Here is a 13100-nt window from a genome sequence, read left to right as displayed (position 1 = left end):
CTCTCGGAAATCGTGGATCTCGCGGTGACCAGGGCTGTGCTCGACGGCGTGCGGATCGCCTATCGGGATTCCGCGGTGAGCGATGGCGTGCCGGTAGTGCTGGTGCACGGTATGGGCGGGGACGGGTATACCTGGGATCGGTTCGCGCACATCTTGATGCGCGCCGGACGGCGGGTCATCATTCCCGATCTGCGCGGGCACGGGCGCAGCGCGCACACCGAGTCCTATCTGTTCGCCGAATTCGGCGCGGACGTGCTGAATCTCTGTGATCACCTCGAGCTGGACGCGGTGGATCTGGTCGGACATTCGCTGGGCGGCTACGCGGTTTCCTGTGTCGCGCAGGAACGGCCCGAACTGGTGCGGCGGCTGGTCATCGAGGAGTGCCCGATGCCGCTGCGTTCCGGCGATGAAGAGGTGAAGCTGACTCGTCGCTTCCCGACCATTCCCGAACTCTGGCACGCCACCACCAGCCTGATCCGGCATCCGCGCGCGGTGCTCGCCTTCGATCGCTCGATGACGCGGAGCGCGCTCGAACAGTTCCGCAAGCCGAATCCGGAGTGGTGGGATCGGCTCTGCGACATTACCGCGCCGACTCTGGTGCTGCGCGGCGGTCCCGGCGGCATGGTCGATCCGGAGAAGTTGGCGGTTCTGCGCGACACCATCCCGAACTGCTCGGTGACCGCCTTCACCTGCGGTCACAGCATCCACCGCGACCGCTACCGCGAATTCGAGGCAGCCGTGCTGCCGTTCCTGGCGACGCTCTCGCCCGCGGCTATCTAGAGTGAAGCGGTGCCCGCGCAAGACCGTCCGGTTCTGTTCTTCCCCGACGAGCAGTCGTTCCGCGACTGGCTGCTGACCAACCATGCCTCGGTGGACGGGGTCTGGCTGCGTTTCGCCAAAAAGGGCTCCGGACGCGTTTCGCTGAACCACGCCGGCGCGCTGCGGCAGGCGCTGTGCTTCGGCTGGATCGACGGGCAGGCGCGCGGTGAGGATGCGGAGTTCTGGCAGGTAGGCTTCACTCCGCGGCGCAAGCGCAGCCCATGGTCGCTGCGCAATATCGGCCTGGTCGCCGAGTTGATCGAGCAGGGGCTGATGCATCCGGCCGGACAGGCCGAGATCGATCGGGCCAAGGCCGACGGCCGCTGGGACGTGGCGCTCGCCGACGGACAGACGTTGGGCTGATGACCGGATTCGAAGGGATGCTCTGCTCGGCGGCGGCCGCGGTCGATGTGCCCTTGCCCGGCACGGCAACCCGGGTGACTGGGTGGTTGTGCGTCGAGCAGCCGGGCGCGTGGGGTCGGGATGTGATCGGTGATGAGGTACTCGGTCAGGAGATCACCGCCGAACTCGCCGCACGCACCGCCGCCGCGAAGGTTCGTCCGACGCTGATCCGGCGGCCGGGCCGCAACGAATTCACCGGTGTCCGAACGATTTTGATCGCCAGCTCGCGTCCGGGGTACTCCTGGTGCGAACGCTTCGAGATCACCGACCTGAAGCAGTTGCTCGACCTGGACCTGAACCTGCTGAACGGTCCACCGCCGGGAATCGGTGCGCCCGTGCGCGATCCGTTGATCCTGGTGTGTGCGCACGGGAAGCGCGATCAGTGCTGCGCGCTGTTCGGCCGTCCGATCGCCGCGAATCTGGCCGCCGATTATCCGGACCGGGTCTGGGAGTGCTCGCACACCGGCGGTCATCGCTTCGCACCCGCCATGGTGCTGCTGCCGTCCGGACTGACCTACGGCCGCGTCGACACCGCGGCCGCCATCGCGGCGGTCGAAGCCGTGCAGCGCGGTGTGGTTTCATTGGACGGACTGCGTGGTCGCAGCGGTCATCATCCCGTCGAGCAGGTCGCGGAAATCGCAGTCCGCGAACAGGTTTCGGCACGCCTCGATGATCTCACCGCCCACATCGAAAATGATTCCGCCACAATCGATTCCGTACGGACCGTGGTAACCCATCGCGACGGCCGCCGCTGGCAGGTGACAACTCGCACCGTCGAATTCCCACCGCGCCAAGCCAGTTGCGGTGCCGCCCCGAAACCGGTCACCGCGATTGTGGCCGACCGGATCCAGTCGTTGACCACAGTGGAGTAGGCCCCGCCTCGTCCTCGACTGAAACCGAGCTGTCCGGTAAGCGGGTCGCGATCATCGGCACCGGTGCGAGTGACGAACGGGACATGGTTGCGGCGAATCCACCGCAGCCATGTCCGTTCGCGGCGACCTTTATCGCCCCCTGCGGGATGAAGGTCGCGGGCTTACCAGTGGGTGCCCGGCACCCAGCGCGCGACGCGGCGCAGGACGGTGCCGCCGACTCGGCGGGCAGTCGACTGGTGACGTGGTTCATGTTGTGGCGCAGGGGATTCCGTCAGTTCCCCGGTATCGGCCTGCTCGCCCTTGGCGGCGGGGGAGTCGGGCAGGGCCCGGTAGTAGCGGTGCAGGATGCGGTCGCGCAGCTTCGGGGTGAGCAGTGCGCCGTATTCGGCGAAGGTGCCGAGCGGGACATCGATACGCTTGGGCCGCTCGCTCAGCGCGCGCACGATGGTGGCGGCCGCCCATTCGGGGGACTCCGAGGGACCCTGATCGCCGCTCGGGGTGATCATCGGGGTGCGCACCAGCGGCATGTGGATGGTGGTGAAGGTGACGCCGTCGGCCATGGTTTCGATCGACGCGACCTCGGCGAACTTATCCAGCGCCGCCTTGCTCGCAAGGTAGGCGGCGAAGCGCGGCGTGGCCACCTGCACACCCGCACTGCTGATATTGACGATGTGGCCGAACTTGCGCTCGCGCATCTGCGGCAGCAGCGCCAGCGTCAATCGCACGGCGCCGAAGTAGTTGACGGCCATGGTGCGTTCGAAATCGTGCAGCCGGTCGGTGGAGCGGTGGATGGCGCGACGGATCGAGCGGCCCGCATTGTTCACCAGCATGTCGACGTGGCCGTGCTCGTCCAGGATGGTCTTGACGGCGTGGTCGACGGAGTCGGAATCGGTTACGTCGCACTGATATCCGTAGGCGCTGCCGCCCTCGGCCCGGATCTCTTCGACCACCGCCGTGAGTTCGTCGGCGCGCCGGGCGAGCAGGAAGACGATGGCGCCCTTATCCGCGACGGCCAGCGCGGCGGCCCGGCCGATGCCGGAGGACGCGCCGGTAATGAGCACGTGCCGCCCCGTCAGGTCGCGGTTGCGGCGATTGCGCCGGACCTGCCCGCGCAGGTCGGCGTCGTCAGCGGAAGCTCGGGTCATCGCTACTCCTTTGCAGGTCGAGTTGGCATGAACTTACTCTGAAGTAAGTTTACCTGCCAAGTGCGCTCTGTTCGATTGGCGACATTCGCGGGCCCTCCGTGGTTGCGCAAGCTGATCGTTTCGAGCGACCTGCAAGCAGTCGCTACGGTTACACCTCCGGGTCCTTCGCTCACGTCGCCGTGTCCTCGAGCGTTCGAATCGGGCCACGCCGAGGTATTCGAACCGGCCTCGAATCTATCGAACATATGTGCGATACTCTGCGCATGGCGGACGATCGGATGGCGGAAATCTTTGCCGCGGTGCGGCTCTCCGGCAGTGATCCGGAGGCGGCGCGGCGGATGCTGGCGGAACTGTGGGACGAGCTCGGTGACGGTGGAGATCCGTTGCAGCGCTGCGTGATTGCGCATCACCTTGCCGATCTGCAGGGCACGGCGGAAGGTGCGCTGCACTGGGATCAACGCGCGCTGGCCGCGGTGTTCGGCCCGGGTGTTCCGCTCGATGAGGGGCTACGCGGATTCCTGCCCTCGCTCTACCTCAATCTCGCCGACAGTCACCGCCGCGTCGGCGACTTCGATGTGGCTTACATGCAGCTGACCATCGCTCGCGGCCATCTCGATGTGCTCGCCAACGACGCCTATGGTGCCGTGATCCGCTCCAGCCTGGACAAGGTCGATGCCGCGCTGGGCGAGAAGTCGATGGATCCGCTCCCGGCTGCCTGATTCGGCGGCTATCCATACCTCCTTCGTAGTTCGAATGTATGTTCGACTATATGAGGAGGTGATATGTCATGGGTTGGAGCAACGGCCCGCCTACCTGGGCGGAGTTGGAGCGGGTGCTGTCCGGTCGACCCGGGCCGACGAATCCGGACGCGATGTATCCAGGCGACGGCGGCGACAGTCCGGCGTGGTCGCGCAAGCGCGGGGATTATCGGCCCGAACCGGTCGAACCGCCAGGTGGTCCGGTGGTGCCGTACGCGGAGTTGCACGCGCATTCGGCCTACAGCTTCCTCGACGGTGCGAGTCAGCCGGAGGAGTTGGTGGAGGAGGCGGTGCGGCTCGGGCTGGAGGCGATCGCGCTCACCGACCACGACGGCTTCTACGGAACCGTGCGCTTTTTCGAGGCGGCGAGGGAATGGGGTATCCCGACGGTCTACGGGGCCGAATTGTCGCTGGGCACCGCGGAAGACGCACCGCGCCTCGGGAATTCGCTCGGCCATGTCGGCGCGCCCGATTCGGCGCCGCGCACCGGCTCGCCGGACCCGGCCGGTCCGCATCTGCTGGTACTTGCCCGCGGTCAAGAGGGCTATCGCCGTCTCTCCAGTCAGATCGCCGCCGCACACATGGCCGCGGGGGAGAAGGGCATCCTCCGCTACGACTTGGACGCGCTCACCGCCGCGTCGGACAGGCACTGGCACATCCTGACCGGATGCCGCAAAGGGCATGTGCGCCGAGCCCTCGACCACGACCTACAGGCGGGAGACACCCGTCTCGGGCGCGCCGAGGCTGCCCTGCGCGACCTGACGGAGCGCTTCGGCGCCGACCGGGTGAGCGTGGAACTCACCCATCACGGCATTCCGGAGGACGACGAACGCAACGCCTACCTCATCGCCCTGGCCGATCGTCTCGGTCTGCCCGTGGTGGCAACCACCGGAGCGCATTTCGCCGCACCCGCCCAGCGCCGTCGCGCCATGGCGCTCGCGGCGATCCGGGCGCGCCGGAGCCTGGACGATATCGCGGGCTGGTTGGCACCGACCGGTGGCGCACACCTGCGCTCCGGCGCGGAGATGGCCCAGTTGTTCGCCGCCTGTCCGGAGGCGGTGGCGAATGCGGTGACGCTCGCCCGCGAATGCGCCTTCGATCTGGAATTGATCGCCCCGAGCTTGCCGCCGTTCGACGTGCCAGACGGCCACGACGAGGCGTCCTGGCTGCGTGAACTCACCCTTGCGGGCGCGGCTCGGCGTTACGGTCCGCCGTCGGGAAATCCCGAGGCGTATCGGCAGATCGAGCACGAACTCGCGATCATCGACGAGCTGAAGTTTCCCGGTTACTTCCTGGTGGTGCACGATATCGTCAGCTTCTGCAAGGAAAACGACATCCTCTGCCAGGGCCGGGGTTCGGCCGCCAATTCGGCCGTCTGCTATGCGATCGGCATCACCAATGTCGACCCGGTCGCCGCCGAGTTGCTGTTCGAACGCTTCCTCGCACCGGAGCGCGACGGCCCACCCGATATCGACATCGATATCGAATCCGATCGCCGCGAGGAGGCGATCCAGCACGTCTACGCCAAATACGGTCGCGAAAACGCCGCTCAGGTGGCGAATGTGATCACCTATCGCGGCAAGTCAGCGGTTCGCGATGCCGCACGCGCACTGGGCTTTTCACCTGGACAGCAGGATGCCTGGAGTAAGCAGGTGAGCCGCTGGACGGGGGTCGGCGCCGAAACCGGCACCGATATTCCCGCGGAAGTGTTGGAGCTGGCCACCGAAATCGAGGGTCTGCCAAGACATCTCGGCATCCATTCCGGCGGCATGGTGATCTGTGACCGGCCCATCGCCGATGTCTGCCCGGTCGAATGGGCGCGCATGCCCGGCCGCAGCGTACTGCAGTGGGATAAAGACGATTGCGCCGCGATAAATCTGGTGAAGTTCGACCTGCTCGGTCTCGGCATGCTCTCCGCGCTGCACTACATGATCGATATGGTGCGCGAGCACAAGGGCGAAACCGTCGAACTGCACAAGCTGAACCTGAAGGAAACCGCTGTCTACGAGATGCTTTCGCGCGCCGATTCGGTGGGGGTGTTCCAGGTGGAGTCGCGGGCGCAGATGGCCACGCTGCCTCGGCTGAAGCCGCGGGAATTCTACGACCTGGTGGTGGAGGTGGCGCTGATCCGACCCGGTCCGATCCAGGGTGGTTCGGTGCATCCCTACATCCGTCGCCGCAACGAGGTCGAGGAAGTGACCTATGACCATGACGCACTGAAGAATTCGCTGAAACGCACCCTCGGCGTGCCACTGTTCCAGGAGCAGCTCATGCAGATGGCCATCGACGTCGCCGGTTTCACCGCCGCCGAGGCCGATCAGTTGCGCCGCGCCATGGGTTCCAAACGCTCACCCGAACGCATGGAGCGCCTCAAGGACAGGCTGTATCAAGGCATGCGCGACTTGCACGGCATTACCGGCGAAGTTGCCGACCGCATCTACGAGAAACTGTACGCCTTCGCGAATTTCGGCTTCCCGGAGAGCCATTCGCAGAGCTTCGCCTCGATCGTTTTCTACTCGGCATGGTTCAAACTGCACTATCCGGCGGCCTTCTGCGCCGGATTGCTGCGTGCCCAGCCGATGGGGTTCTACTCCCCGCAGTCGCTGGTCGCCGACGCTCGCAGACATGGCGCCCTGGTGCACGGACCCGATATCAATGCCAGCCGCGCCGAACCCACCGTCGAAAATCACGGTGACGAGGTGCGGCTCGGTCTTGCGACCGTCCGTCACATCGGTACCGACCTCGCCGAACGCATTGTCGCCGCCCGATCGTCCGGCCCGTACACATCCTTCCTCGACCTGACCGGTCGCGTGGAACTCACCGTCGCTCAAGCCGAATCCCTCGCCACCGCAGGCGCTTTGGGTTGTCTCGGCATCACCCGACGCGAGGCGCTGTGGGCGGCGGGCGCTGCGGCGGGCGAACGTCCCGACCGACTTCCCGGCACCGGCGCCGCCACCACGGCACCCGCTCTGCCCGGCATGAGCGAACTCGAACTGGCCGCCGCCGATGTCTGGGCCACCGGCATTTCCCCGGGCAGCTATCCCACCGAATTCCTACGCCCGCAACTGGATGCGCTCGGTGTCATCCCCGCCGCAGGCTTGCTCGACGTGCCCGACGGCTCCCGCGTTCTGGTCGGCGGCGCCGTCACGCATCGGCAACGTCCTGCCACCGCCGCCGGTGTCACCTTCCTCAACCTGGAAGACGAAACCGGCATGGTGAACGTCGTCTGCTCGGTGGGCCTGTGGACCCGCTATCGCCGCTTGGCCCAGAGCGCACCCGCTCTGCTCATCCGCGGCCGGGTCCAGAATGCCGAGGGCGCGGTCAGTGTCGTCGCCGAATATCTGCAGCGCATGGACCTGCGCGTCGATACGAAATCCCGCGACTTCCGTTGAAAGGTTCAGAACATTCCGTTCGCATTGGCGGCCTGCTCCGGAACCGGCTGGATGACATCCCAGTGTTCGACCAGCTTTCCGTCGGCGAGGCGGAAGATATCCATGATCGCCAGTCCCGCGGTCGCCGGGTTCGCGCACGCCGTGCACATGGGCGACCACGTAATCGCCCTCTGCCACAACGCGTTTCACTTCGACACGGAGTTTCGGTGCGGACAAGGTGCTGCACGAGAGCACCCTCGACCAACGCATGGACCTGCCGTTCAAACGGGAGCTGACCGAACGCACCGCCGCCGCGATCCGGCGCTGTATGAATGCTGGTCTGGTACCCGTCGACGACCGGTCTCGGTCATGCTCGATCTGCGCGCGGCGGTGCACGGCGCGGTGTCGATGCGACTCGACGAACCCGGCCAGACCTGGCCGCCGCTCGCCGATCAGATCGAACGATTTCTCGTGAAACCGGTCGACGTCCCCTTCGGCATTCGGGAATGGCCGCATCGAGTTTCGTGACCGAATTCGCCGCAGCGGCTAACCTGCGTGCATGCGGAAGCTTGCTGTGCTGGTGATCGGCCTGCTGGGTTTGACGTTGCTGGTCGGCTGCGGTGATGACAACGGCGACAACGCGAGTTCGGGCCGGTCGAGCATGGCGACCGTAGCGCCGATGGCGCCGCCGCCGAGTCTGCGCGAGGGTGCCCCGGCGAAGGGGGATACCGGCGGGACCACCGTCGAGGCGCGCAAGGAGGTCATCACCGGCAGTGTCGACATCACCGCGGATGATCCGATCAAGGCGGGCGGCAAGGTGACCGATCAGGTGCGCGAGGTCGGCGGCCGGGTCGACAGCCGCACCGAACAGCCGGGCACCGATGACGCCGATCCGCAGGCCACGCTCACCGTGCGAGTGCCCGCGGACAAGACGGACAAGTTCATCGACGGCCTCGGCGGGGTCGGCCGGGTCACCCGGATGAGCACCAACCGCGACGACGTCACCATGCAGTGGGAGGACCTCGACGCCAGGATCAAGGCGCTGCAGGCCTCGGTTGACCGGTTGCGCGCGCTCATCTCCGGTGCGACCAATACCGCGGATCTCATTGCGGCCGAACAGGCGCTGTCGAGTCGGCAGGGTGAACTCGACAGCCTTACCGCGCAGAAGCGGCACCTCGACGATCAGGTCGCGCTGTCCACGCTCACCATCGACATCACCACCGAGGACAAGGATTCCGATGAGGGGCCGACCAATTTCTGGGACGGCATCGTATCCGGCTGGCATTCACTGGTCGATTGGCTGAAAGACGCGGTGGTGTTCACCGGCAAGGCGATTCCCTGGCTCGGATTCGTCGTGGTGATCGGCGCGGTGTTGTGGGGTCTCGTGCGAGTGGTGCGGGGCCGGAAGCATTCGTCGGGATCGGGAGAATCCGAGCAGGGCGAGGCCGCTGCGGTCGGTACGCCGACCGGGGCGAGCACGACGGCGGCAGAAAATGCCGGTGCTGGTACTGCGAAAGGCGCTGGGACGATGGGAGATACAGGTGCCGACGGTCGTAAGGGCGACAATCAAACCGAACAGCCGTAAGGGCCCACTCGTCGAAACCCTCGATGACGGCACCCTGCAGCTGTACGTCCGCGCCCCCGCCGTGGAGGGCAAGGCCAACAAGGCCGCCATCGAACTCCTCGCAGACCACTACGGCGTCCCCAAATCCGCTGTCCGCCTCGCCGCAGGCGCAACCTCCCGCTTCAAACGCTTCGAGCTGGACCTCTGACCCCGCCGTCATCGCCGAATCGGGTTGAGCGACACGGTCATACGGCGCCGGGAAATCCGAACTGGCGCCAGGCCTCGTAGACGGTCACGGCGGCGGCATTGGAGAGGTTCATCGAGCGGCGGCCGGGCAGCATCGGGATGCGCAGTCGATCGGTGATGTGCGGATCGTCGAGCACCTCCGGCGGCAGTCCCGTCGGTTCGGTGCCGAACAGCAGCACGTCACCCTCGCGGTACGCCATATCGGTATAGCGGGTGCTCGCCTGGGTCGTGAATGCGAACACGCGCTCGGGCCGCACCGCATCCCACGCCGCCGCGAGGTTCTTGTGCACCGTCACCGAGGCCAGATCGTGGTAATCCAATCCGGCCCGCCGCAACTTCGCCTCCGAAAGGTCGAACCCCAACGGCTCGACCAGATGCAGTTCACACCCGGTCCCCGCGACAAGTCGAATCGCATTGCCGGTATTTCCGGGAATCGCGGGCTCGTGAAACATCAAACGGAACACCTGTGCAGTCAACCAGGTCGCTCCGGCTAGCCCGGAACGACATCGGGCAGGTCCTGCGCGCCCGTCACGAGTTTCAGTTCGTCGACGGATTCTCGGATGAGGTGCGACAGGGTGCGCTCGCCGTCGACCCAGCCCTTCTCTTGAAACTACGCCGCGTAGTAGTTGGAGGCAATGCCTGATCGGGTGTGCCGCCGAGCGGCGAAATCTGTTGCGGAGCAGTAGCCCTGCCTCGAGGCTCGGCGTGTGAGAGCGCGGCCGTGTCGCGCTGGTGTGAGTGGCCGCATGTCATCTGCAAGAATCGGGGCGTGACCGACGTTGACTCGTCTGCCGCCGAACGGCAGTCCGACCGGACCAGCCCGGGTGCGCAGTTCCTGCGCTGCCACCTGCCCATGCTGGTCGTGACGGCGGTCATTCTGCTCGCGGTCGTCTTCGTGGCCTGGGATCGCTGGCGTCGCGGCGCGCTGTTCTTCGGCGGTGCGGCCCTGCTCGCGGCCGCCTTCCGGCTCTGCCTGCCGACAGCCCGGGTCGGACTGCTCGCCGTGCGCAGCAAGCCGTTCGATGTCGCCGCACTGAGCCTGCTCGGCAGCGCCATCGTCTTCATCGCCGCGACGATCAATACGCTCGGCGTCGGCTGAGGCCGCCCCGCGTCAGTTGTGGCAAGTGTCCCGGTCGTTGTAGAGCATGATCTGGGTGACCTTGGCATCGGCGGGCATATTTCGGTAGATGCCGAGGAAGCCGTAGTGCGCTGATTGGTCGGGGACCGTGGCGGAACTCCAGTTGTAGCCGATCTCGAGCGTGGGATAAGCCGCGCGCACTTCGTCGACGGTGGAACCGACGGCGATGCCTTCGGGTGTGCGTACCGGAAGTTTGCCGGGCATGATCGCGACTATTTCGCCCTTGTTGGTGAAGCCCTGCCAACCCGCTCGTGCGCTGTAGCGACCGCAGCCGGGCGGATCGTCGGTGTTGTCGAAGGCCGCGATTTCACCAGTGGCCTCGGCCTCGCTCCGGCTCATCCCGAGCCGCAGTTTGCCGAAGCCGAGCGGGCCCAGGACGGTCGGCGCCGATGGCAGGGTGGTCGTCGACGCCGCGGCCCGGGTCGTCTCGGTCGGCTCGTCCGAGCACGCCGTAGTGCCGATCAGCATCGCGCCGAGCAGCGCGAATATCGGTACGGCACGATGAATACGCATGGTCTACCCCCGATGTCGTCCATGAACCGGAATGCCCGCCACACTGAGATGGGTGCGATGTCGGCCAGTCTGCACATCGGCGACTCCCCGAGTCAAGGCGACGTCCATCGGCCGACGTCAACCTTATGCGCCACGTTCGGAGCTCGGTGTCGACTGAGGCGCAACAACTTTCGTCGGCATCCGCTGACCCGGCCACCGACGCGGCAGCGTTCGATCGAGCGCAGTCGAATGGTGGCCCACTTTATCCTGCGGAGCCGCCGGTTCACTCGTGCCGAGGTGCGGCGTCGGCTCCGGCTCGATGAGCATCGCTCGGAATCAATCGCATCGAAGCCGTGCGTCAGCCGACCTCGGCTACCGTGCGCCGACCCCGGCGAATACCGCGCGGCACTCGCCGATTCCCGTACCGGTATCTTCACCCAGGCCGAATCCCTGGTCGGCATGGGCATCGCACTCGATCCGCGTTGGGCGGGAATGGATTCCGCACTACTTACCAATGCGGTGCTGAGCGTTGCCGAAATGCTCGGCAGGCTTGCGGTCAGCGGGCCGGACGAGTATTCGCGCGAGCGATTGGAAGGCTTCGTCCACTCCATCGTCCAACTGCTCGTCGGCGCTCCCGCCGCACAGTCGAAGGAATGATGGGTTCAGCTGTTGCGACCGACTCGCGCCAGTCGCATTGTCTCGGTGAGCAATTTGGACACGGCGGCGGCTTCGGTGAGAAAGCCGTCGTGGCCGTCGCGGGAGTGCACGATCTCCAGGCCCTCGCAGCCCGGCAGCCCGTCGGCCAGTTCCTGTTGAGTTCGCAACGGGTACAAGCGATCCGAGTCGACGCCGCCGACCACGCACGGTACCGGGGTGGTGGCGAGGGCGGCCGCGATGCCGCCGCGCCCGCGGCCGATATCGTGTCGGTTCATCGCCTCGGTCAGTAGCACGTAGGTGGCGGGATCGAAACGGCTGCAAAGCTTTTCGGCCTGGTGGTCCAGATAGCTCTGTACCGCATAGCGGCCGCCGTCGCGCGGGTCCTCGTCGCCCTGCGCATTGTTCTCGAAGCGGTGATCGAGTTCGCCCTCGGTGCGGTAGGTCAGGTGCGCGATGCGGCGGGCGATGCCCATGCCGGTCGTCGGGACGCGATCGGTGTCGTGGTAGTCGCCGCCCCGCCAGTCCGGATCGGCCTTGATGGCGGCGATTTGCGTTGTCTGCGTGCCGATCTGGTCGGCGGTGGCGCGTGCGCCGACGGCGAGTACCAGTGCGGAACCGACCCGTTCCGGCGCGCCGACCATCCACTCCAGCACCCGCATGCCGCCCATCGAACCGCCGACGGCGGCGGCCAGGCGTTCGATGCCGAGCAGATCGAGCAGCGCCGCTTCCGCGGTCACCTGATCCCGGATCGAGATCTCCGGAAACCTTGCACCCCAAGGCTTTCCGTCCGGCGCGAGCGTCGAGGGGCCGGTGCTGCCCTTGCAGCCGCCGAGCACATTCGTCGCGATGACGCACCATTCGTCGGTATCCACCGGTGCGCCCGGCCCGACCATGCCGTCCCACCAGCCGGGCAGCGGATGGATATCGTCGGGCACCCCGACGACATGCGAATCGCCGGTCAGCGCGTGCTCGACGAGCACCACGTTGTCCAGTGCGGGGGAGAGTTCACCCCAGCGCTGCACGGCCAGATGAACGTCCGGGATGACTGCGCCGCTCTCCAGTCGCACGTCCCCGATGGCGATGATGCCGAGCCTCCCGTCCGGCGGCGGCAGGGCCACCGCGGACGAACGCGCGGTACTCGGGTCGGTCACGGTCACGACTCCGCCTCGCCAGCGCTCGGCTCCGTCGCGACCGAGGGTGCTGTGTTGATGGTTCGCTCGCTCACGGTTGATGGTTCGCTCGCTCACGTCGTCGCCGCCGTGAAAACAGCCCGCTGCGGACAATGCGTTGCCGATGCCGGGGGAATCACGAGGGAACGCACATCCTCGATGCTAACTACCCGACTGAACCGGGCCGTGGTCCGGTAGACCGGGAGTGCGGCCGCGGACGCGATGGGGTCACTCATGTCGTGCTCCAAAGGGTTGTTCGCCAGCAGGTCTTATCGTGATCTGGGTAACGGACAACAACTCATCGGAAATACCTCCTGAAGTGCGCGCTTGCTCTCGACCATCGAGAGCCCGGTCATCACCCGGAGCACCCCACCGCTGCTGGAGGGTTGCCGTCCAGCAAGCCGGGGCTTCGCGCTGGCACTCATGACCTGACGGACATGGTAACCGGCGCGCGGTCGGCGACTGAA

General features: G+C 66.3%; 15 protein-coding genes and 1 riboswitch. Of the genes, 10 read left to right on the top strand and 5 right to left on the bottom strand.

Translation table 11 applies throughout. The annotated features are described in order from the left end of the window. Positions 1-24: 24 nt before the first annotated feature. The 3 genes from ACQPXH_RS28965 to ACQPXH_RS28955 are packed head-to-tail and all read left to right on the top strand — an operon-like array spanning position 25 to position 2093. Positions 25-780: an alpha/beta fold hydrolase gene (locus tag ACQPXH_RS28965; protein ID WP_433599623.1), complete on the top strand. Its 756-nt coding sequence runs from the start codon at positions 25-27 to the stop codon at positions 778-780. Positions 781-789: 9 nt separating this feature from the next. After that, a complete protein-coding gene (locus tag ACQPXH_RS28960; protein WP_433599622.1) occupies positions 790-1182 on the top strand; it encodes a YdeI/OmpD-associated family protein in 393 nt (130 codons plus the stop codon). Beyond that, entirely contained in the window at positions 1182-2093 is a 912-nt protein-coding gene (locus ACQPXH_RS28955) for a sucrase ferredoxin (RefSeq protein WP_433599621.1), read from the top strand. The genes ACQPXH_RS28960 and ACQPXH_RS28955 overlap by 1 nt, the downstream gene beginning before the upstream one ends. 161 nt (positions 2094-2254) lie before the next feature. On the opposite strand, the gene ACQPXH_RS28950 is transcribed toward ACQPXH_RS28955, so the two are convergent. Beyond that, positions 2255-3238, bottom strand: a complete 984-nt coding sequence (locus tag ACQPXH_RS28950; protein WP_433599620.1) for an SDR family NAD(P)-dependent oxidoreductase — start codon at positions 3236-3238, stop codon at positions 2255-2257. A 263-nt stretch (positions 3239-3501) separates the two neighbouring features. Between ACQPXH_RS28950 and ACQPXH_RS28945 the strand changes: the two genes are divergently transcribed. Next, on the top strand, positions 3502-3957 hold the full coding sequence (locus ACQPXH_RS28945) for a hypothetical protein (RefSeq protein ID WP_433599619.1): 456 nt from the start codon (positions 3502-3504) through the stop codon (positions 3955-3957). A gap of 68 nt (positions 3958-4025) precedes the next feature. After that, complete coding sequence (locus ACQPXH_RS28940) at positions 4026-7388, top strand: error-prone DNA polymerase (protein WP_433599618.1); 3363 nt, start codon at positions 4026-4028, stop codon at positions 7386-7388. Positions 7389-7393: 5 nt separating this feature from the next. Here ACQPXH_RS28940 and ACQPXH_RS28935 read toward each other — a convergent pair whose 3' ends face one another. Further along, positions 7394-7537, bottom strand: coding sequence for a nuclear transport factor 2 family protein (locus ACQPXH_RS28935; RefSeq protein WP_433599617.1), 144 nt, complete (start codon positions 7535-7537; stop codon positions 7394-7396). Positions 7538-7736: 199 nt separating this feature from the next. On the opposite strand from ACQPXH_RS28935, the gene ACQPXH_RS28930 reads away from it, so the two are divergent. From ACQPXH_RS28930 to ACQPXH_RS28920, 3 genes are read left to right on the top strand one after another with little or no spacing between them, the layout of a single operon-like run. Further along, entirely contained in the window at positions 7737-7895 is a 159-nt protein-coding gene (locus ACQPXH_RS28930; protein WP_433599616.1) for a hypothetical protein, read from the top strand. Positions 7896-7926: 31 nt separating this feature from the next. Beyond that, positions 7927-8952, top strand: a complete 1026-nt coding sequence (locus ACQPXH_RS28925; protein ID WP_433599615.1) for a DUF4349 domain-containing protein — start codon at positions 7927-7929, stop codon at positions 8950-8952. Beyond that, a complete protein-coding gene (locus tag ACQPXH_RS28920) occupies positions 8909-9139 on the top strand; it encodes a DUF167 domain-containing protein (protein WP_040686756.1) in 231 nt (76 codons plus the stop codon). The genes ACQPXH_RS28925 and ACQPXH_RS28920 overlap by 44 nt, the downstream gene beginning before the upstream one ends. Positions 9140-9176: 37 nt before the next feature. On the opposite strand, the gene ACQPXH_RS28915 is transcribed toward ACQPXH_RS28920, so the two are convergent. Next, positions 9177-9641: a tRNA (cytidine(34)-2'-O)-methyltransferase gene (locus tag ACQPXH_RS28915; RefSeq protein WP_433603614.1), complete on the bottom strand. Its 465-nt coding sequence runs from the start codon at positions 9639-9641 to the stop codon at positions 9177-9179. 389 nt (positions 9642-10030) lie between these two features. On the opposite strand from ACQPXH_RS28915, the gene ACQPXH_RS28910 reads away from it, so the two are divergent. Then, the gene (locus tag ACQPXH_RS28910; protein WP_433603613.1) at positions 10031-10276 is read left to right on the top strand and encodes a DUF3017 domain-containing protein; all 246 of its coding nucleotides are present in this window, start codon (positions 10031-10033) and stop codon (positions 10274-10276) included. A gap of 12 nt (positions 10277-10288) precedes the next feature. Here the strand turns inward: ACQPXH_RS28910 and ACQPXH_RS28905 are convergent, their stop codons facing one another. Next, entirely contained in the window at positions 10289-10828 is a 540-nt protein-coding gene (locus tag ACQPXH_RS28905; protein ID WP_433599614.1) for a hypothetical protein, read from the bottom strand. Between the two features lie 228 nt (positions 10829-11056). Between ACQPXH_RS28905 and ACQPXH_RS28900 the strand changes: the two genes are divergently transcribed. Then, complete coding sequence (locus ACQPXH_RS28900; protein WP_433599613.1) at positions 11057-11464, top strand: hypothetical protein; 408 nt, start codon at positions 11057-11059, stop codon at positions 11462-11464. Between the two features lie 5 nt (positions 11465-11469). Here ACQPXH_RS28900 and metX read toward each other — a convergent pair whose 3' ends face one another. Then, the gene (gene metX / locus ACQPXH_RS28895; protein WP_433603612.1) at positions 11470-12582 is read right to left on the bottom strand and encodes a homoserine O-acetyltransferase MetX; all 1113 of its coding nucleotides are present in this window, start codon (positions 12580-12582) and stop codon (positions 11470-11472) included. A 369-nt stretch (positions 12583-12951) separates the two neighbouring features. After that, positions 12952-13062: riboswitch (SAM riboswitch) on the bottom strand. Positions 13063-13100: the final 38 nt, after the last annotated feature.

Origin of the sequence: Nocardia sp. CA-135953 (assembly GCF_050955735.1) — a bacterium.
In the GTDB taxonomy this organism is placed as follows: domain Bacteria; phylum Actinomycetota; class Actinomycetes; order Mycobacteriales; family Mycobacteriaceae; genus Nocardia.
Note: the sequence above shows the minus strand (reverse complement) of the source record. Positions and strands in the feature narration are given on the sequence as shown.